Raw genomic sequence first — 18,346 nt, forward strand, 5'->3', positions numbered from 1 at the left:
AATTAATCCTCCTTATAAGTTGCTGCTAGAATTGTATATTCGACGCTATCAACCTCTGCGCCGCGTGAAAAGTTTGGGTTTTTCGAAAAGCGACAATTTAGACCGCTTACGCGTTTCTTACGTTTAGAATCATTAAGTGAAACATTAAACGATTCTTTTGATTTTAATAAAGAATCAAGCATAGGTAATACACTTGAATCTTGTTTTAATGTAAATGTAAAAGTACCTGTATCGTCAGCAGATTCGTTATAAGTAACTGACCCATCAGCACCGACATGTTGACTAAAAGTATCTTCGTTTTTCTCTGCTTCGATTGGAGTACCATCCATAAATCCAGTTAGAATAATTCCTCCAACGATTGCAACCGTATCTTTAAAGTTAAAAGTTTCCACTATTTAAAGCCCTCCTTAAACCGTTAGTACACCACGGATTTGTACTTTTTCGAATGCTCCTGAAACAGTTGCAGTCCACCGAATATCTGGCAAGATACGTTGTGCAAGTGTATTTTTCGGAATATCTTTTCTTTTTGGGAAAGTAATTGTATACATCGGGTTGCTTGCATCATCACGAGCAATAATACCTTCCCCGGTTGTTGTGTCTTCGACAGTAGAAGCTAGTACACCCTCGACCTCAGCAACAGCCAAACCGATACCAGTATCAGTACCAGGGACTTTATCTCTTAATGCAAGTAAACGAAATACACTTTCTGCAATACGTGCTTTAAGATAATGTGTTGCTTGAATTACATCGATGTATTCACCACTTGTTGCAACCCCTTTTGAGTTCAATAACAGACCTGCTTCATTGATGTATGTTGATGCATTTGCCTCGTGAATACGATTAATTATTGTATTGTCATACTTTGCAGCACGTACACCTTGTACATTTTTGAATGTCCATGTGTAAGCCCCAATTTTCTTTGGCGCACATGCTCCGATTAATCCTTCAGCTACATACGTATCTGCTTCATCATGCACAAGGATAAATGTATTATCGTACTTTCCTTTTAGCGTTTCGGCTAATTCAACATTCGAAGTCGTAACTCCGTATAGCTTATCTTGTGTATTGGTCCACTCTGCAAGTGCTGTAATTTCTTTATCACCTTGTTCAGTACAAACAACATAATAAAAATCATTATGTGTTTTAATTAATTCATTCATCTTTGCTGTCAGTGCCGTCGCTTCACCTGTTTTTTGATCATAAGCAAATCCGTATACTGCTATTTCAGCAGGTCTTAAAGACTGACCAAACATTCGAGACAGTAATTTATATTCTTTTGTATTTTCATCAAAATCAGCAGCTACGTCACCGATATCCGTATATTCCTTGTAATCCATTTCTTTACTAGTAGCTAATAACAAAGGTAATCCAAAACCTTTTTCAGAAATCGGCTTTGTTTCTCTTGAAATTTGCACATCAACATAGCGCATTTAATCACCTTCCTAATTTCATTTCTACTTCTACTTTGTCGAAGTAATCTACTTCATTTTCATCAATTTCTAGGTATCGAATAATTACATCAAATCCGTACTTTTCATCATAAGAATCGACTAAGAATGTAGTTCGATTTTCTACATCTGTGATGCTTTCTACAGCAACATTAATATCTTCTAAAAACAAAGAACCTCGCCATTCAAACCACTTTCGAAGTTGTGAAGCTACTTCATAAGCGTTATCATGCGAAGTTCCATAAGTGTTAAATGAGATGGTTGTATTGCGTTCTTGCACACGAGTTTCTACTAATGCATCAGGTAAATTAGCATATGAGACATCTTCCTGTCCTACACCTTTACGATCACCTATCACTTTATAAGTTGCATAAGGTAAATCTGGCAAATCACCTGGTTGATCTGCTCGTACGATCGTTGTAGATGAATCTGTTGCGAGCTGATTACGAATTAATTTAACTAAATTCATTTCTTACGCCACCTCATGATATAGATGTGAACGTCCGTGTGATCTGTATAATCGGTAAATGCTTGAATAGTATACTTTTGCTCTTTATATTCAACTTGAGTACCTTCCGGAATTTCAGTTGTCGTAAGCAATTTCCGTTCTTTCGTGGTGTATTTGCCGTTTTCCATATAACTAAGTGCTTCACCGATACTTTTTGTTCCGGCCGTAAGTGGTAAAATAACGCCTATTAATTCTTCTGGCTTAGTTTTACCATCTACCCATTCACCATCAATGTACTCACCTGGTAAACTCATATGAGCGATGAATGGTACGCCTCGAGCATCAATAATCGGTTTAAATATCATTAATTCCGGCACTATACCTTCACCACCCTATAAGTAATGCGTTGACGTAAGCCACCTGTATCAATCAGCGGATTACTAGAGCGTTTTTGAGCTATAGTCGAAGGTGCGTTTGCAGGGCTTTTTAATTTAGTCAATTTTTCTTGAATATCACCTACCATTAATGCTCCGAGACGTTCACATAATGTGCGAGCATCTAATTTCGACTCTAATACAAGTGGTAATTGCTGCTTAACAAACTTAGTCCACGCATCTTGTTTTTCATTAAATGTCGATCGCATGAAAGACCGTTCAGGAATATTAATATTCGCTTTTCTGGTCCTTATTGTCGTACCGAATTCATGAACTCTAGCAATCATCACATATTCTCCATCACCAAATATCCCAACCTCAACAGCATAGCTTCTTAACTCTTTTAATTCCTGTTTTAATTGAGGAATCCTAGTAACATTTCTTACCTTTATGTTTTTACTCATATTACAGCACCAACAAATTAATTGATTTTTTTGGTTTCAATACTTCCTCTAACTCATCTAAAATCCGCTGATATTCTTGGCCAAACTTTGTTGCAAGAAGCCCAATATTCTTACTAGGGTCGCTGTATTGACGCTCGATAACATCGATTTTTTCACGGATTACTGTTTGGTCTTTAGAAACGCTTAAAATGGCTAAATGAGCAGCTAAATAACGTGCTAATCTCTCCTGATATATCTCTGGAGCAGACAAAGAGGACACTTCCAACGAAGCATCCCCAATGTACATTGTTAATCGTTCATCCGAAATCGAAGTAAACTCATCACTAAGCATTCGAATACGTTCCATTGATGTTAATAACATGTGAATCCCTCCTATTTTTCGGGATTTTTTAATTCTTCAATTCGTTTATCAATGGCATCAAGGACAGTTTTGCGATCTTCATCAGCTTTTAATCCATCGAGCATATCAATATCGAACGCATCTTCAATCATAGCAATCAATTCTTTGGCAGAAGGCTTTGATTTTTCGCTGTCATACACAAATTCACCTTGTTTATCTAAATGAGCTATTAATGGATGGGAAAGAAAACTCTCAAATTCCTTCTCATCCACTTTATTTGTACCTGGGTTCAGTGTTAAATCATTGGCTGTATATGAGTGGTTACCTTTGTTTTGTACTAACATTGATTAGTCCCCCTTAAATTCCATCTGCACGGCAAATAGCCATAGGATAGCGAATGATTAAGCCTGTTGTACGTTCTTCAAATGGTATTTTCGTGTTAGGGAATGCGTACTCTTGAGGATGACGTGTAATATCTAACGGAATCCCAAGCTCTACAACATCAGGCGAAGAATCAAGGACCACAAAGCATTCTGAACCTGCCAACCCTTTTTTAGCTAAATCGTTTACTTTTTCAATGCGTTTAAACCAGTTTTGAGATTTAATGTACTCCAATACTGATTGTTGAGTAAACTCGTTAAATGTTTTTTCGAGTTCTTCGTTTGAATCTGGCGTTAATAACAATGTATCAGCTTCATGCCCATTCAATTTGTTGATCATGTTTTTTGCTTTACGAATGTCAGCCACGATTTCTTTACCTGTCTTGTCTTTCCATTTCGTAGAAGTGCCTGCCTCGTTTTGCGGTGTTGCATATACCTGAATACCAACCGAATCCGTTAAACCTTTAATTCCATGAGTTTTATCACCTGAGAAAGCGATTTGATTTTCCTTTTCAGCAATAGCTTTGCGTACAGTGTCGGCTTTAGTGACGTCTATTTGTCGGTTTGCCATCTGTGCCTCACGTACCTCTTGTACAGAAATATTCATTGCTGCAGCAATGGAATAAATTTTAACTGTTTCTTCTGTTAAATCAGCATCTACTAAAGGTACATCTGTTGCGCCTGGAGCTAAGATTTTAGCAGCACCTGAGCGCGTCATTACATCATAGCTGTACGTTTTTGCTCCTGCCGGAATATCCGTTTTTAAAGAGAAAATAGATCGTGCTTTTAATTCTGATGCGTGTGGTTCATACACGCGATTGTCAATTGCGTTTAAGTCTTGCGGACGAATTAAAGCATCTCCGCGATATGATGGAATTGTCATGTAAAGGTTCCTCCTTAAGGTAAGTTAATTTCGATTTCTACTAATTGATCAGCAGTAGCATTGCCTTTGAACACAGCACTATTGATAGCGATTTCGCCATCCACTGTGAACTTCTGAGTTGCAGGGTCCACTTTAACAGCCTGGCCGTTGATAACATCGCCACCAGCAACTACAAAAATACGACCATGTTTAACAATCGCTGCAGGTTCGCCAACAGGATAGTTTTGGTCATCTTTCTTCTCTACCCAGTCATGAATGTTTTGAGCTAAAGCAATACCGATTACTGTACCACCTGTGGCAATTGGTTTAATCGCTGTACCAGTAGCATTAAGTTGTACTGCTGAACCAAAAGGAACTGTTGCTTCAACTGCGTATGTGTCTGCTGTGTAATCTTGGTAGCTAGATAATTGACCAGCTTTACCTGCAGGTTGCATATAATCCGGATAATTTGTAATAGGCATGTGTACGCCCTCCTTATGAACGCATGTTTAAGCGTTTATTTTTAAGTTCTTCTAACTGTTTATTGTTAGCTGCATCTCTTGTGTATGCAATATTAGGACCTGTGCTTGAGAAACCGTTTGATTGCACTTGCTCTACAGTTGCATCAAAAAAGGCGTTGATATAGTCGTCTGACTTACCATCACCTTTAAATTCATCCTTTGCAGTTGATATAACAGCCTCTTTAATCTCACGCTCTGATTTACCTGTGAAATCAAATGAATCACCTAAAAGAGGCTGTGCGGTATTAATTAGAGTCACTCTTGCTTCTACTTGCTTATCTAATTCATCTGCAGATAGCACTTGTTCTTTTAGAGTTGCGATCTCTTGATCTTTTGCTTTTAATGTCACATCTAATGCATCAAGGCGACCTTGCAATGTATCAGCACTATCACCTTTCATCTTCGCTGTTAATGCATCGATATGTGCTTTTACAGCTGGGTCTACCTCGTATTCTGTACCTTCAATTTTGATTTTTACCATTTCAGTATTTCCTCCTTTTTCATCAATTTGCCATGCGTCTGAGTCAGAACGTATAGCAACCTCTGGACCTGCACGACCTTTTTCTACAATAGCAATATGATTAATTTCTACATTTCGTTGTACAAACTCATACTGGTCGCCGTTATATGTTCCACTTTCTGCAACAACATCCGATAAGAAACCGATACTGATTTCGTTATATCCACCATGTATTTTTTCAATGAGTGCCTTATCTGTCACTGTCAACGAGATATATAGTTTAAAGTCTTCTACACGTGAATCTGTATGGCTCATACCCTTTGCGTAAGATTGATAATTATCAATCGTTACTGGTTCATTAGGATGTCCATCTGTTACAGGCTTAGATCGCGCTGAATAGATAGTACGGTCACTAAAGATTTCGTCAGGCAACTTCGCCTCCATTTGCACAGTGCCATCTTTGCGCGCATACGGAAAAACACCAGGACGAGTAATCGGCACATTGACCGTTAAATACCCTTCTGGTGTTTCCATGTAGTCTTTTATATAAGATGTGTCATAACGTTGTAGCTTCAAATTCTCACCCCCTCCCGATAAAAAAAGACATGCAATTAAGCATGTCTAACAGTAATTGTGTAATCATGATCTTCATCCAATAGATACAAATGATGTTGGTCGAAACTTGTTAGTTTAAATGATATTTCCTGTTTTATTTCAATACCTTTAGATTGCATATCTTCTTTAATATGTTCTTCCTCAGAAATTAATCTTAATTGTATTCTTCTTAATGTTTTCATAGTCTGTTGGTAAAGTCTAGTATCATTTATAGATGTTCTAGCTGCCGTTAATCCCATACCTGGGGCCATTAATACTAATAATTTCCCATGTGAATCTTTTATTTGTACAGAAGTATTTACTCCACACTTTCTCAATCTCATTAATTCTCTATCAGTTGGATCATGCGAAACCGACAAAACATCTTTAAAAGTAAATTGTTCTATTAGTTCTGGCCAATTATTATACATTTCTTGAATTACTTCTTTATCAGCCCAATGACCATGCTTATAGATATTAATAAAATAAACTGTGTCGAAGTGTTTATACGCAAACAAAATCGGTCCAGTTCTCTCTATTAAATTTTCGTGGGGTCTTAATTTATCTCCTAAATGAAAATGCATAATACCCCAATCCAAAAATAAATAATCATACTCTGATAAATCAAAAGCGCTTCTGTTGAAATATGGTAAGATATCACCGCCATTTCCAATGATATCCTCTAATTTATTTAGACCTTTTTGTAATTCAGAAGGACATTTAAAATTCTTAGATTTTTTGATATTATTTGGACCAGCAAAATCTTTTTTTCTTAAAAATGAGTAGTAAGTAATTATCAATTTCATGGTATCGAAATTATCAGGAACATCTAATCCACTTTCCATAATTTTCTTTATCATTATATTTTTATAATCATCTTGTAAATTTATTATCATTATCAACATCCCCTTATCCTTTTACAAGGATAAATGGATAAAAATACTATTGTCAATATAATTCCTCATCATCAAACACTGGTATTGCAACACACCTACAACGATAATCCTCACCCGGTAATACCTCACGACCATTTACTGTAGGTAGGTCATCATAAGAAAATGTTTTATCACTAAGTTCCTTATGTGAATCTCTCACTCTCTCATCATGCGATGTGAGCCATTTAAACTTATCTATACCAATCTGTTGGTGTCTTTCAGCAGTCATTTGACCTAAAATAGAACCAGTCTGATCTACAGCAATAAATTGCGCTCGGCTTTCAGCTACCTTAACCCGTTCAACTAATTGTTCACGAATTTGTTTAGCTGTTCGACCTTCCTTTACGCCATCGCGGATCACATTCTCAATTTCAGACAAGTATTCATCCTCAATGTTTTTGATAAAACTAACATTATCCTTGATTTTGTTGTTTAAAAAAGAATCTAACCATGGTTCTCTTTGAGTTGGCTCAATACCTTTAACCGCAAGTTGATTTTCAATGTTGTGTTTGTTAAAGCGATTGATGCTATTCACAAATTTTCGAGATGCTGAATGCGTTTTTCTTTCAACAAATACCTTATCAGCCTTGTTTTTAATAGCTTCTAGCATCCGTTTAATGTTATCTAAGATGCCATCGACAACAAACTCTGGACTATCTTGTCTGGATTCAATCAATAGTGGCTCAACATACTTTTCAAATTGATTAAGAGTTTCATCACCTAATTCAAGCACCATCTTTCGAATAGCTCGACTATAGGCAACAGCTGAAGCATCAGGGAAACGTGTTATAGGAACTTTTTTACTCATTGTGCTCACGGTATCCTTTGTAAACTTTATCAGCCATATCCTTTAAATCAGCTTCGTCACCACTAAATTTCATCTGATTAGTTAAACCAAACTGACCAAATCTAGATTCTCGCACCTCGTCTGTTGTGATAATCCCATTTAACAAATAGATCTGATCTGTTTCTGCGACAATCTTTCTGATTTCAGCATCTGTCTTAGCATCTACATTCCACAACGGATTGAATTGAATTTCCCACTCTAAAGATTCTGGATCAATACGTCCTCCAAATTCTTTTTCGGACACCATCAACATACGAATGAGCTTTTCTAAGTGCGGCTTCATTTCGCTCTCTTGATCTGCAACAATACGAGTATAATAATTCATTACGTCATATTGTGCCCCTGCTATAGTGCCCGATTCTTGACCTTTAATTACTGTTTTTGGCATTCGTGCAGAACTAGATAACAAATCCCACACAAAATCGAGTAAGTCTTTGATACCTGAAACTGAAGTACTTTGTTTTGTTAAGTCCTCACCTTCTGCAATCATCGCAAGTGCTTCTGTACGGAACATAAAATCCATAATCATGGACAATTCTTTTTTGTCCTGAGAACTTAGGTTTTCAATATCCTTAGATTTATACACTTTAAACGTAAAATCATGAAGGATTTGACCAACTGACCATACAGACGTGTCAAAAACCGTCAGAATGTCGTATAACGGTTCTAAAAGCGAGCGCCCTTGTGCTTCATCTTCGAATCGCCTTGTCTGGCTGTGAAACAAACGTGAGATGTGTACGGATGATTCTGTTGTTTGTGTCTGTAGTCCGTGGCTAGATGCACGATTAATACGTAATTGCTCCAACTGTCCGTATTTAATATCGAATACGTCCTCATTAATCAGGAATTCATTCACCTTCATTGAGCTGAATGCGTGGAGGTAATCGACTGAATACAATTTATCTATATTCAACTCTTCACTTAGCTCAAATTTAGAAGCTTGCGTTACCCCTAATGAAATAAAACCATCTCCCCTGAGCCGGTCATAAGAAAACATTTCTTTAAATGCTTTCTTTGCTTTAAGGTCAGCAAGCTTACTCATAATGTTACGAGCTAATTGTTCGTCTTCCATCTTCAAGGTGAACCAGTTGCGTGTCATATCTTCAGCAGGAATGTCGATGATGTTTTGAACAATGCGGCTATCACCATATAAGTTCGTGATTTCATCGTGCGATAATTTACGACCAACACCAGCAATCTGTCTGGTCAGCTTATCTTTATGATTCGCCTTACCATTCCCTTGCATGAAGTCATTGCGCATTTCCTTCGCTTGGTCAATTGTTTTCATCGTTCTCACCTACTTTCCTAATAAATTTTTATAGCGATCTAATGGATTAGAATTGTTTGTATATAGCTGATTCAATGCTTGTGTTGTCATATCCACTAAATCGTCATGTGCTGCATTAGGGAATGATACGAGCTCCTCTATCAGGTCCTCAACCCAAGGACACATATTTGGATGAGGTAGATATACATTTCCTGCCTCAAATAAAGGAGACACCGCATTTGCACGTGCCTCCTTTCCTCCATCAGGATCAACTGGAACAATACCACTAATCTCATCTTTTAACATTTCGATGATAGCTGAACCGTTCGCTTTATCCTCAATATATTTACTTCGTGCATTGGGCCACTTATCAGACATAGCACGAATCGCTTTCATTGTATCAGCGAAGCCCATTCGCCTGTGATCAATATCGAATAAGAAGTACTGCGCTTTTTTACGTCCCCACACGCCTCCAGCTACAAAGTCGCTTGTATCAGTACCTTTAAAAGTACAATCCCACGATTGAGCCATCTTATCAAAATGAGTAGGTAAAATAGCCACATCATTTGATAAAGCCCATTCTCGATGTTGCTCTTGGGTACGCACATAATATCGAATCCACTCACGTTTGAAGATTGAACCGCCTGCAGGAGAAGGTCTTTGTTGGTATAAAGCGTTCCATGTACGGCTTCCAACTTCGGCTTTTTTATCAGCTGCCCATTGTTCGTTAAACCCTAGTTCATGACACAACGGCTCTCCGGGTGCACGTTCTAACAAATCAGCTTCATCCTCAGCAATTGCTGGTAAGCGTAAGCGAACCCAACTACGCGGGCTACGTACAAGCAATCGACCAATTAAATCATCTTCATGCCAACGAGTCATAATGACAATAACGGATGCGCCATCGTGTAAACGTGTTGATAGAGTAGCTTCCCATTCATCCCATATGTTATCTCGTATAGTTTGGGAACTAGCTTCCTTCATGTTTTTGATAGGGTCATCGATAATCATTAAATCGGCACCTTGACCTGTAATAGAACCACCGATACCAGTCGCTATCATGCCACCTTGTCTACCTTCAACACCCCAGTCTTTAACAGCTGCATTTGCTTCAGATAATTGAATGTTAAACAATTCGTGAGCGTACTCATTGAATTTATTTCGATTTAATCTACCAAACTTTTTTGCTAACCCGTCAGAATAAGCAGCCGCAATAACTCGCTTATCTGGATTTTTCATCAAATAGTAACTTGGGAATGATTCAGTTACTGTCATCGATTTCCCGTGACGAGGAGGCATTTCGATTAACATTGATAGTTGCTCGCCATCCGCGATGCGCTGTAGCACTTCACAAATTAACTCCGTATGTCTGTAGTGCTCGTAATGACCATTATGAGCAAACTCTACATAATCACGGTAAAACTGGCGCGAGAGTTCTTTACTTGCTTCGTAGGCTAAGGCATCTAATTGCTCATCGCTTATTTCTTGCAACAAGTTCTCTCAACTCCTCTGTCGTTAGACTGCTCAAATCCACTGTACTAGCTGTTGTAATGCCGTTATCCTTTGTTTCTGAACGAGTTTTTGCTATATCAACTTTGACTTTCTCTTCTCGCAATCGCTTCAGTTCATTTTCGTTAAGTACGTCAGTATACTTCGCAAGGAATGCTAGTGCAGCCATTTTATCAGCGAGTTTCACTTTAAACATTCCGTCTTTACCTTTAGATAATTCAGTAATAAGCGTTCCGTCAATCTCTTCTGATTGATGCATAGCGAACTTGGTGTACGTATATGGAACAACTTCTGTTTTCTCTGACTTCTTCGAACCGTCTGGATTGTATTCCACTTCTGTTTCTGTTACTTCTGACTCTACCTGAGTAAAGTCAATGAAGTCTGTAATGTCGGCAAAGGCGATCGCTTTATATTTCTCTAGCACATCGTATTTATCTAAATCTAAACTTTCGAGTCTTTGCTTTTTCAACTCAGTAACAGTTTCTTTAATCTTAGCTTTGCTTAGCAACCTACTGCCGTTCGCCATCGCAGTTTGATAGCTGCATTCATATACCTTTTTGTATGCACTTGTAGCATTTAATGAACGGACGTAATACATACAAAAAAGCCGTTGCTTATCAGTTAATCCGTCATCACCTTCTAAATCAAAGGCGGTAACTTCTTCTGATTCAACGACTTCTTTTTCTTTGGATGCATCCTTACTAGAAATAGTTGCAACCTTCGCTGTTTTGGTTGCATCCTTTTTAGTTGCATCCCTCGACCATTTCTCACGGCTCTTACGGCTCTTCAATGTACCAAGCTTTATCTCATGCTTCTCAGCAAGATTAGCAAGAGTAATCTTCGTGGTTTCCCACTCTTGTTTTATTTCATCCCAATTAGCCATATCTCATAAACACCACCTCCAGATAAACAAAATAAAAAACTCTCCTGAAAAAACCAGAAGAGTTATATGTATTTAGATAATTCTTTTACGAAGTTATCAAGATTTTTAATTATGTCTCGAAATTCTTTTTCATCACCTTTTTGACATTTTATATTCCAAGTCGCATCAGAATATTTTTTTCTTAAAGCACTCAACTTCTGATACCATTCATAATCTACTTTAGATATTTTAACTTCTAGTTCCCTAGCTTTCTTGTTGATATTGTTGTTCTGTTCATTATCGACTTTCGAAAAATCTGATTCAATATTCTCTGAAATTATTTTTACACTAAAACACCAATCGTAAAGAGCCTTTACATCCTCTCTATTTGCAATTGCTGCGTGCTTTTTTTGATTACTTTTTTCGTACTGTATCCCTATATAAATCCCTAACAGAGTAGTGATACCAGATGCAATTCCTCCGATATATGAACCTAAAAAGCTTAACCAAGAATCAAAACTTCCTTTTTTATCATTAAATATTATACTGTCGCTAATCCATTCGATAAAAAACGGGATACCTACTATCACTGTTAATCCAACTAGAATTGAAATATATACTTTTTTAATAAATCACACCTCCGTCTATTCAATAATAAACCGGAAGATGAAATATATGTAATAACTTTTTGCTCTCAAAAGTAAGTACCGTTGCCCTAGCAGTCAAAGTAGAGGAATCTGCTCGATACTCACTTTTCAGGGCAAAATAAAAACATCCCGAAGGATGTTTCATTCTTTACCATTATCATTAACTTTTCTATTATGTTTACATGAAATATAAATCGCTACCCATAAACATAATGTTGAAATTACAACGACACCAAACATCGTGCTTCACCCTTCCTAATTACATTATAAACCAAACTGGAAGGTAATTCCGTAATACCTTTCTGCTGCTCTCAAAACCACACCAAACTCTGCCCTCTCGACTCATAGCGTTTTGGCTGTTTGATGCAGTTTTCAAAGCAAAAGAAAAACATCCCGTAGGATGTTTAAGTAAATTGTTATTTCGTGCTGTTCGATAAGTTGTTATTTTTTCTCTTTTTTCTGAGCCTTCCTATCCTCTAAATATTGGAAAATCAAATCATAGGATTCAATAAATGCGATAAACATAACTACAATTTCAACTCTTACATCTCCAAATAACATTCCAATACCTGAAGAAAAATACCAAATAGATTTTACTAGTTTGAAATAACCCTTCTTCCAAATAAAATCTAACGGTCTGAAAATTATATAAGCAAAAAATGAAAACGGAATTAGTATGTATCCCAATTCTGAAATTTTATTACCAAATTCAATCATCTGTTATCCCTCCTTATATTAAATACGGGATACTTTTAATAATGGTTTCATAAGTCTTATCTAATTAACTATTTTTGAGCGAATTCTCCTTACTTGCTGTTCGGGAAAATAAAAAGCCTTACCGTGCTAGGGATAAGGCTCGTCTACTGCGGTAAAATATTTATTTGTCGAGTTAGCTCACTTGCGAAACCGTGGTAGAGCTGCACCACGTTATATCGTAAAGCGAATGTGTTAGTGCATTTCCGTGCACTTGTTGCTCAGTAAGTTTGTTTTAGTAAGATTGACTAAAAGGAAAGTGGACGAAGTTCACATGATAACCACTCCTTCAGTTTTATTAGCCTTTTCCCTTATCTCTTAAAAATATGGGCCGGCCATGTATGTCTTGCCTCGAACAAGTTTATGAGGCGCAGGTCGGTCGTCGGTCTGTCTTTCCCTAATAATTAGTATTTTATAAATACCAAGGGAGGAAAACATTGCCGCACCGTCCTGCCTCCAATTTTACAAGATAAATTTATTAATACCTAATGTGTAACGTATAAAACGTTTGTAACATCTATCACATTTGTAACATGTGCTCATAGTGTTCAGTATTTCATTCTAGAATGTAAATACTGAACACTATTTCTTTTCTGAACTATTTTTGAAAACTAATAATATGATTCCAGATGCTATTAGACTTATGATTATTGATGTTGTGTCTAGTTTGAAAATATTCTTTAGTCCATTAATAAAATAAGACCATAAAATATATATGGTAATAGAGCTTAGAATAAACATCCTGAACCACCTGGGGATGGCTAGCCAAACTTTTAGAAGTTGTGTTGATAATTTTCCCACTTTATCCTCCTGTTAACAATATGACTTATTATTAATGTTCTTTTGGATTTTCATAGTATTCTCCTTACTGTACTTAATCTTTCATAGGAGCACAAGACCCCGATATCATGCCATCATTTGTTTTACGATGTTGTCCTTTATACGTTTAATACTAGTTGCTGATAAAGCCATGTGCTGTCCTATCCAACGTTGTGACTTGCCATCTAGCATCCAGTTCAACACTTGAACCTCTCTATCACCAGTAACATTATCAAGAAGCTTCTGAACCTCTAATAGCTTCTTCTCATACTCTGCAACACGTTTGATGTTCTTCGAACGTCTAATGGCCTCCTGCATAATTGGATCACCTACGCCACCTGCTGCCTTCGGTAGTGTAGCTTCAACCCCATACTGTGCCGTTTTTGCCCCGATAACCATTTCTGTACGCATTTCTTTGATGGCGTTAACCATCCAGTGGTAGTCCGTAATCATTGAATCTAAAGCATCTGGTGTAATAACTAATGTTCTTTCTTTTAACATAGGTTTGCCCTCCTAAGTTGTGATATAATAATTTCGAGAAACCTCAAAGGGCATAATCAATTCTAGGCTGTAGCGTCGTCATACGCTGCGGCTTTTTCTATGTTAAAATTTACATAACTTACATATTGAGGTGATGTTATGGAAAACAATAAATTAATCTGCAAGTCCTGCGGCGGTAATTCATTTGGCGAAGGTAAACTTGATGGCTATGCTGCCTTAAGACCAGTTGGCAATATTTTCTCTGCAGGATCTCCACTTATTTATACTGTGTGTCAAAATTGTGGAGAAGTAGCTTCAATTAAGGCTGCAAAACCACAAAAGTTCAAATAGTTTCGTACTGAAGCTGTAGCGTGTGACGACGCTGCGGCTTCTCTGTTTATCTGCAAATCCTCAAGGGTATAATGTGTAAAAAGGAGTGACATTTTGAAAATTTTATTAGTTTCCTCCAGCATAGTTGTCCCTGTGGTTATGCTTTATCTACAACATAAAAGCGATAAATTCAAAATGATTTTTAATATAGTTGCTGTTATATCAACAATAATTTTCGGTAGTATTGCGTCTACAACCATTTACCAAATCATTGTCGATGATGCTGTTTTTATGACTACAATTCATGCAATCTTTTTAAATCCCTTTTTCTTGGTGACTGGCGCTTACTTAGGGGTATTCATCATTTACAGATTAATGATTATGGCACTGGAAGAAAGATAACCTTTTGCTCATATTGTTCATTAGTTTCCTGTAGCATGTGACAACGCTACGTTTTTTTATTTTTAAATTTATTTCACAGGCAATTCACTATACAAACATAGCTATCACATCATAATAATAGTAAGGTAAAGCTAATTTAGCCTTACAACCTCCTAATCTATTTTACTAAGGGTCACTCCATCCCAAGTGGCCCTTTTTTTATGGTCTTATCTCACAAAAATATATTTTTTTAATGCCTATAGCTAAATGGTTTATCAACCATACTCCTTCTCTACAGCCAACATAATATATAGTAATAGTAAAAAGGAGGTGTTTTTATGGGATACTATGGCGGAAATGTTGGTGGCATTAATAACTGCGGCTGCGGCTATTACGGCGGCGGTAATGGTTCCACATTTGCATTAATTGTTGTTCTATTTATACTTTTAATTATTGTAGGCGCTACATTCATGATGAATAGAGAGTATTAACATTTCCGATTTAAGGGTCGCCCTCCCAGCCTGGTGACCCTTTTATAGTTACTTCATCATATTGTGCAGTAACTACACTACTGCACTGGCATAAGCGATTTCGCATAATATGCCACATTCACCCATGACTTCATCTTCAATTCTGCCTCGTTCTGGGTCTAACTCATCTAAGTAAATCCCTTTAATACACGTTGCACCGATTTCTCTTTCTAATGCAGCCATTTCGTAAAAACGTTCAGGGAAATGCTTACGAATCATATTCCAGTAGCCCATACCGCCTTTAACGCAGCCAACACAATTGTTATTACGGAATCCTAACTCATACATTAATGGTCGTTTAATGCCCAATCGTTCAAGCAAACCATGTACTTCATCTTTTGTCAGCATGGCATCTATTAAAGGAAAAACGTGTTCATGTTCTGGTGTTGTTTGTAACAACCGTTCTGCTCGATGCTTTTCTTCGCTGTCATAACCCCAGACATAGCGTAATACCTCATCTTGTGTTTGCTCCCAACGTTGCCTTACTTTACGCTTTAATTCACTTGTACAAGGCGCACCAGATGGACCATTGATATATCTTCGTTTTTTTATAATTTCAACTGCGCTATGTGTTGTGGCATTTTTTAAAGTCGTAAATTTGCATCCTAAAACTTTTTCGCAATCAGCTTTAAATCTATAAGTGTCTGGATGTTGTTCTTTTACATCAATGAAATAAATTTCGTCTATTTGATCTTTCAACAAATAGATTGATATAAAGCTGCTTACTCCACCACTAAACCAAGCAATAGTTTTCATTTTTACTTCCCTCCTTGCTGAACACTTTCTTTCAAAAGCGATACCTTTCACGTATTAATTTGATTTCATCATTAATTTTTGATAACAAAGCTTGTTCACTTTTCTTATCATCTTCAGAAATACTGTCACGCTTCAAATATTGCTGTAGTGCATGTTCAATTGTCTTTAAATTCTTGTATGACAACTTCGGAAATGAACCACCCAATTCTGGACCTCCGTTTCAATGTTACTTACTCCACCTACGCAAACGACTAATCTGCTCAAGCTCTTTCCCGATGCTCCTTAGTTGCCTATAAGTCTTGCATCTTCCACACTTTTTAGTAGGATCATAGACTCTACGTTTTGGGCACCCTTTACACTCCAGGTAAGCAATATGGTCCTGTTGATTGATTAGCCTTGCTCTACGCTGTTTGACTTCCTTGCGTACTGTGTTCATTCAGGCACCCCATTCAATAGTCACTACTGCTCTAGGATTATCTGAATACCACTTTCTAGCAACTAATTCTGTTACTTGGCTATCGTCATGCCATATAACCTTGCTAAGACCGTCTTTTATGCCCTTTGCCAAATTGTCGATGTCTGGCTTGGTTGTTGGTCTTAATTCACCATTTAGCGCCTGCTGTAGCTTTTTCTTACTATTGCTGATAGCTTTTGGCATCTTACGGTACACATCAATGCTCAACCTTATTTCCTCAGTAATAAGTGTTTCAGGTGCAAACTGTGATGCTACCAATCTCACGAATGATTTATAGTCCTTAGATTCTTTTGGATCAAATGTGCCGTTTCGTGTCACTTGTGGCCTTTGTTGAGCCTGTACGTCACCTGGTATTTCAATTTTGAGTACGTTCATGTTTGCCCTCCTGTTAGCACTCTTAGATTTCTGCTGATAAAACAATCTAATGCCGTTCTACCAGCAGCGTGTATTTACTTACTTAACTCGTTTGAAACTATCTATTTCGAAAGAATCGATAAAAGAGTCTATGTGACATTCTTTATCACTGTATAAATCAAATGTTCTAGATTCATAATCTACATCATCAGCAAATCCAACAACCTCGCCGTCAGTAACGATTTGACCTTCTTTAATGTCATTTTCCAATCGATATTGTTGCTGAAGTATTGCATTAATTACCTGTGTCCGCCAATAAGAATTTTTATTTTTATAAAGCTCTCGAATTTCGTTTAGATTATCTCCGAAGAAATCTGATTTCTTTTTATCTCCAATTAGTACTTCAATCAATATACTTGCACTTGAATGCCTTTCTAATAACTGTTTAGCCCACTCAACAATTTGTTTTTGATCTTCTAAGATTAATGGTGCTTCCATATCGTTGCTCCTCCTTATTAATCCTCAAGCTTAATAAGCTGTAATCTGTTATTTACTTCTCTTTTCGAACGTCTTTGATAAACACCTGACATATAAAATCGAATCGTTTCAGGCTTCACACCACGTTCTTCAGCTATCTCTTTCACCGTTCCTATAGCCACCATCTGCTCACCTTTGTAAAGTGCGTATTCGTTCATGTTGCACCTCAATAACTGTTTGCTTGTCTAGCGTGATTGATCTTATTCTTCTCAAAGTAAGCTTCTTCTACTTGATCCCATGTGAAGCCAAGCATCTTACCCAGAATGTAAAATTCACCAAACAGCACTTCCCACGAAATATAACTTTTCCATTTTCGTAAATCAAAAATGCTTGAAGCAACTCCGATGAATTGAACTGTAATATCAGTGTCAAAGAAATCTATATCATTCCAAACTAGTGATGTTGTAACGTCAATTTCCAACCCAATACTCAAAATGAAATGCAAGCAGTCAACGTATTCTTCAAGGAGTGGATTTGATTCACCGATTTTTCCAGTGCCTTTGCAATCCTCACATTCTTCGTAAACTTCTTGGTCGATGAGATTTAAGTATGATGCTGTCCCTTCTCCATAGCATTGCACACATAAATGCTCAACTTTCGTTCTCGGTTCCTGGTCCTTACTCCACTTTTTAAACCCTCTCCACTCATTCGCACATTCCCCTAGCTCAACCTGTAACGCTAGTAGCTTCCAATCAAGATTGTTCTGCCCTCGCAGTTCTGGATGCTCCTGCATGATGTGCTCGTCCAATGCTGCTTGTGTTTCAAATAATTTTGTTAAGTTCAATGTTCTCTGCCCCTTTTCCGAATTTCAGTAAGACTTGGTACGGTCTTGCCTCATATTCAAAGAATTTAATATCGCTGATTGGATACCATCGGCCACGTTCTTCAACTTTGATTTGTTTCTCAAGCGCTGCCCTTGTTTTAGCTCCAATGATTTTCTTATTAGGCTTTTTCGTTATCATCAGTAATCACT

28 protein-coding genes are annotated in these 18,346 nt (G+C 37.2%); 3 read left to right on the plus strand and 25 right to left on the minus strand.

The features are described 5' to 3' along the window. Positions 1–2: 2 nt before the first annotated feature. The 18 genes from ABH968_RS22830 to ABH968_RS22915 all read right to left on the minus strand — a co-directional run bounded on the left by ABH968_RS22830 (position 3) and on the right by ABH968_RS22915 (position 14,031). Positions 3–392, minus strand: a complete 390-nt coding sequence (locus ABH968_RS22830) for a phage structural protein (RefSeq protein WP_370047739.1) — start codon at positions 390–392, stop codon at positions 3–5. Between the two features lie 15 nt (positions 393–407). Beyond that, positions 408–1,430, minus strand: coding sequence for a DUF3383 family protein (locus ABH968_RS22835; protein ID WP_370047740.1), 1,023 nt, complete (start codon positions 1,428–1,430; stop codon positions 408–410). Positions 1,431–1,434: 4 nt separating this feature from the next. Next, positions 1,435–1,917 carry a phage neck terminator protein gene (locus tag ABH968_RS22840; protein ID WP_370047742.1) on the minus strand — a complete coding sequence of 161 codons (483 nt, stop codon included), beginning with the start codon at positions 1,915–1,917 and terminating at the stop codon, positions 1,435–1,437. After that, positions 1,914–2,273 (minus strand): hypothetical protein, encoded by a 360-nt coding sequence (locus ABH968_RS22845; RefSeq protein ID WP_370047743.1) that lies wholly within the window; start codon positions 2,271–2,273, stop codon positions 1,914–1,916. The genes ABH968_RS22840 and ABH968_RS22845 overlap by 4 nt, the downstream gene beginning before the upstream one ends. Beyond that, on the minus strand, positions 2,273–2,734 hold the full coding sequence (locus tag ABH968_RS22850) for a phage virion morphogenesis protein (RefSeq protein WP_370047745.1): 462 nt from the start codon (positions 2,732–2,734) through the stop codon (positions 2,273–2,275). Before ABH968_RS22850 ends, ABH968_RS22845 begins: the two co-directional genes overlap by 1 nt. Before the next feature lies 1 nt (position 2,735). Continuing rightward, the gene (locus ABH968_RS22855) at positions 2,736–3,095 is read right to left on the minus strand and encodes a DUF4054 domain-containing protein (protein WP_370047746.1); all 360 of its coding nucleotides are present in this window, start codon (positions 3,093–3,095) and stop codon (positions 2,736–2,738) included. An 11-nt stretch (positions 3,096–3,106) separates the two neighbouring features. Further along, entirely contained in the window at positions 3,107–3,418 is a 312-nt protein-coding gene (locus tag ABH968_RS22860) for a hypothetical protein (protein WP_370047748.1), read from the minus strand. A gap of 13 nt (positions 3,419–3,431) precedes the next feature. Further along, positions 3,432–4,337: a DUF2184 domain-containing protein gene (locus ABH968_RS22865; RefSeq protein WP_370047749.1), complete on the minus strand. Its 906-nt coding sequence runs from the start codon at positions 4,335–4,337 to the stop codon at positions 3,432–3,434. 14 nt (positions 4,338–4,351) lie between these two features. Further along, the gene (locus ABH968_RS22870) at positions 4,352–4,798 is read right to left on the minus strand and encodes a structural cement protein Gp24 (RefSeq protein ID WP_370047751.1); all 447 of its coding nucleotides are present in this window, start codon (positions 4,796–4,798) and stop codon (positions 4,352–4,354) included. A 13-nt stretch (positions 4,799–4,811) separates the two neighbouring features. Then, positions 4,812–5,873 carry a DUF2213 domain-containing protein gene (locus tag ABH968_RS22875; RefSeq protein ID WP_370047752.1) on the minus strand — a complete coding sequence of 354 codons (1,062 nt, stop codon included), beginning with the start codon at positions 5,871–5,873 and terminating at the stop codon, positions 4,812–4,814. Between the two features lie 35 nt (positions 5,874–5,908). Continuing rightward, entirely contained in the window at positions 5,909–6,787 is an 879-nt protein-coding gene (locus tag ABH968_RS22880; protein WP_370047754.1) for a hypothetical protein, read from the minus strand. A 52-nt stretch (positions 6,788–6,839) separates the two neighbouring features. Continuing rightward, entirely contained in the window at positions 6,840–7,634 is a 795-nt protein-coding gene (locus ABH968_RS22885; RefSeq protein WP_370047755.1) for a phage head morphogenesis protein, read from the minus strand. Next, entirely contained in the window at positions 7,627–8,961 is a 1,335-nt protein-coding gene (locus tag ABH968_RS22890) for an anti-CBASS protein Acb1 family protein (RefSeq protein WP_370047757.1), read from the minus strand. The genes ABH968_RS22885 and ABH968_RS22890 overlap by 8 nt, the downstream gene beginning before the upstream one ends. 9 nt (positions 8,962–8,970) lie before the next feature. After that, positions 8,971–10,434 carry a phage terminase large subunit gene (terL, locus tag ABH968_RS22895; RefSeq protein ID WP_370047758.1) on the minus strand — a complete coding sequence of 488 codons (1,464 nt, stop codon included), beginning with the start codon at positions 10,432–10,434 and terminating at the stop codon, positions 8,971–8,973. Further along, positions 10,412–11,332 carry a terminase small subunit gene (locus tag ABH968_RS22900; protein ID WP_370047759.1) on the minus strand — a complete coding sequence of 307 codons (921 nt, stop codon included), beginning with the start codon at positions 11,330–11,332 and terminating at the stop codon, positions 10,412–10,414. Before ABH968_RS22900 ends, terL begins: the two co-directional genes overlap by 23 nt. 62 nt (positions 11,333–11,394) lie before the next feature. After that, entirely contained in the window at positions 11,395–11,901 is a 507-nt protein-coding gene (locus ABH968_RS22905) for a hypothetical protein (RefSeq protein ID WP_370047761.1), read from the minus strand. Positions 11,902–12,399: 498 nt separating this feature from the next. Further along, on the minus strand, positions 12,400–12,675 hold the full coding sequence (locus ABH968_RS22910) for a hypothetical protein (RefSeq protein WP_370047762.1): 276 nt from the start codon (positions 12,673–12,675) through the stop codon (positions 12,400–12,402). 942 nt (positions 12,676–13,617) lie between these two features. Continuing rightward, the gene (locus ABH968_RS22915) at positions 13,618–14,031 is read right to left on the minus strand and encodes a LuxR C-terminal-related transcriptional regulator (protein ID WP_370047764.1); all 414 of its coding nucleotides are present in this window, start codon (positions 14,029–14,031) and stop codon (positions 13,618–13,620) included. A 138-nt stretch (positions 14,032–14,169) separates the two neighbouring features. Between ABH968_RS22915 and ABH968_RS22920 the strand changes: the two genes are divergently transcribed. From ABH968_RS22920 to ABH968_RS22930, 3 genes are all read left to right on the plus strand, one after another. Next, positions 14,170–14,361: a hypothetical protein gene (locus ABH968_RS22920; RefSeq protein ID WP_370047765.1), complete on the plus strand. Its 192-nt coding sequence runs from the start codon at positions 14,170–14,172 to the stop codon at positions 14,359–14,361. A 93-nt stretch (positions 14,362–14,454) separates the two neighbouring features. After that, positions 14,455–14,742 (plus strand): transposase, encoded by a 288-nt coding sequence (locus ABH968_RS22925; protein ID WP_370047766.1) that lies wholly within the window; start codon positions 14,455–14,457, stop codon positions 14,740–14,742. 317 nt (positions 14,743–15,059) lie between these two features. Next, a complete protein-coding gene (locus tag ABH968_RS22930) occupies positions 15,060–15,212 on the plus strand; it encodes a YjcZ family sporulation protein (RefSeq protein WP_370047768.1) in 153 nt (50 codons plus the stop codon). 72 nt (positions 15,213–15,284) lie between these two features. Here the strand turns inward: ABH968_RS22930 and ABH968_RS22935 are convergent, their stop codons facing one another. From ABH968_RS22935 to ABH968_RS22965, 7 genes are all read right to left on the minus strand, one after another. Beyond that, on the minus strand, positions 15,285–16,007 hold the full coding sequence (locus ABH968_RS22935) for a phosphoadenosine phosphosulfate reductase domain-containing protein (RefSeq protein ID WP_370047769.1): 723 nt from the start codon (positions 16,005–16,007) through the stop codon (positions 15,285–15,287). A gap of 31 nt (positions 16,008–16,038) precedes the next feature. Beyond that, entirely contained in the window at positions 16,039–16,212 is a 174-nt protein-coding gene (locus ABH968_RS22940; protein ID WP_370047771.1) for a DNA strand exchange inhibitor protein, read from the minus strand. Between the two features lie 231 nt (positions 16,213–16,443). Then, a complete protein-coding gene (locus ABH968_RS22945; protein WP_370047772.1) occupies positions 16,444–16,857 on the minus strand; it encodes a RusA family crossover junction endodeoxyribonuclease in 414 nt (137 codons plus the stop codon). A 78-nt stretch (positions 16,858–16,935) separates the two neighbouring features. Next, a complete protein-coding gene (locus ABH968_RS22950) occupies positions 16,936–17,334 on the minus strand; it encodes a hypothetical protein (protein ID WP_370047774.1) in 399 nt (132 codons plus the stop codon). 17 nt (positions 17,335–17,351) lie between these two features. After that, entirely contained in the window at positions 17,352–17,531 is a 180-nt protein-coding gene (locus tag ABH968_RS22955; protein WP_370047775.1) for a helix-turn-helix transcriptional regulator, read from the minus strand. A gap of 8 nt (positions 17,532–17,539) precedes the next feature. After that, entirely contained in the window at positions 17,540–18,157 is a 618-nt protein-coding gene (locus ABH968_RS22960) for a dUTP diphosphatase (protein WP_370047776.1), read from the minus strand. Continuing rightward, positions 18,135–18,335 carry a hypothetical protein gene (locus ABH968_RS22965; protein ID WP_370047778.1) on the minus strand — a complete coding sequence of 67 codons (201 nt, stop codon included), beginning with the start codon at positions 18,333–18,335 and terminating at the stop codon, positions 18,135–18,137. Before ABH968_RS22965 ends, ABH968_RS22960 begins: the two co-directional genes overlap by 23 nt. Positions 18,336–18,346: the final 11 nt, after the last annotated feature.

The organism is Lysinibacillus sp. RC79 (genome assembly GCF_041262405.1).
GTDB lineage: Bacteria > Bacillota > Bacilli > Bacillales_A > Planococcaceae > Lysinibacillus.

Bases quoted from the DNA above. Each gene is read 5' to 3' on its own strand.
- ABH968_RS22855 (WP_370047746.1), bottom strand. From the start codon at position 3,095: ATGTTATTAACATCAATGGAACGTATTCGAATGCTTAGTGATGAGTTT.
- ABH968_RS22955 (WP_370047775.1), bottom strand. From the start codon at position 17,531: ATGAACGAATACGCACTTTACAAAGGTGAGCAGATGGTGGCTATAGGA.
- ABH968_RS22880 (WP_370047754.1), bottom strand. From the start codon at position 6,787: ATGATAATAAATTTACAAGATGATTATAAAAATATAATGATAAAGAAA.
- ABH968_RS22870 (WP_370047751.1), bottom strand. From the start codon at position 4,798: ATGCCTATTACAAATTATCCGGATTATATGCAACCTGCAGGTAAAGCT.
- ABH968_RS22945 (WP_370047772.1), bottom strand. From the start codon at position 16,857: ATGAACGTACTCAAAATTGAAATACCAGGTGACGTACAGGCTCAACAA.
- ABH968_RS22865 (WP_370047749.1), bottom strand. From the start codon at position 4,337: ATGACAATTCCATCATATCGCGGAGATGCTTTAATTCGTCCGCAAGAC.
- ABH968_RS22900 (WP_370047759.1), bottom strand. From the start codon at position 11,332: ATGGCTAATTGGGATGAAATAAAACAAGAGTGGGAAACCACGAAGATT.
- ABH968_RS22930 (WP_370047768.1), top strand. From the start codon at position 15,060: ATGGGATACTATGGCGGAAATGTTGGTGGCATTAATAACTGCGGCTGC.
- ABH968_RS22920 (WP_370047765.1), top strand. From the start codon at position 14,170: ATGGAAAACAATAAATTAATCTGCAAGTCCTGCGGCGGTAATTCATTT.
- ABH968_RS22860 (WP_370047748.1), bottom strand. From the start codon at position 3,418: ATGTTAGTACAAAACAAAGGTAACCACTCATATACAGCCAATGATTTA.
- ABH968_RS22935 (WP_370047769.1), bottom strand. From the start codon at position 16,007: ATGAAAACTATTGCTTGGTTTAGTGGTGGAGTAAGCAGCTTTATATCA.
- ABH968_RS22965 (WP_370047778.1), bottom strand. From the start codon at position 18,335: ATGATAACGAAAAAGCCTAATAAGAAAATCATTGGAGCTAAAACAAGG.
- ABH968_RS22885 (WP_370047755.1), bottom strand. From the start codon at position 7,634: ATGAGTAAAAAAGTTCCTATAACACGTTTCCCTGATGCTTCAGCTGTT.
- ABH968_RS22835 (WP_370047740.1), bottom strand. From the start codon at position 1,430: ATGCGCTATGTTGATGTGCAAATTTCAAGAGAAACAAAGCCGATTTCT.
- ABH968_RS22910 (WP_370047762.1), bottom strand. From the start codon at position 12,675: ATGATTGAATTTGGTAATAAAATTTCAGAATTGGGATACATACTAATT.
- ABH968_RS22950 (WP_370047774.1), bottom strand. From the start codon at position 17,334: ATGGAAGCACCATTAATCTTAGAAGATCAAAAACAAATTGTTGAGTGG.
- ABH968_RS22840 (WP_370047742.1), bottom strand. From the start codon at position 1,917: ATGAATTTAGTTAAATTAATTCGTAATCAGCTCGCAACAGATTCATCT.
- ABH968_RS22915 (WP_370047764.1), bottom strand. From the start codon at position 14,031: ATGTTAAAAGAAAGAACATTAGTTATTACACCAGATGCTTTAGATTCA.
- ABH968_RS22890 (WP_370047757.1), bottom strand. From the start codon at position 8,961: ATGAAAACAATTGACCAAGCGAAGGAAATGCGCAATGACTTCATGCAA.
- ABH968_RS22850 (WP_370047745.1), bottom strand. From the start codon at position 2,734: ATGAGTAAAAACATAAAGGTAAGAAATGTTACTAGGATTCCTCAATTA.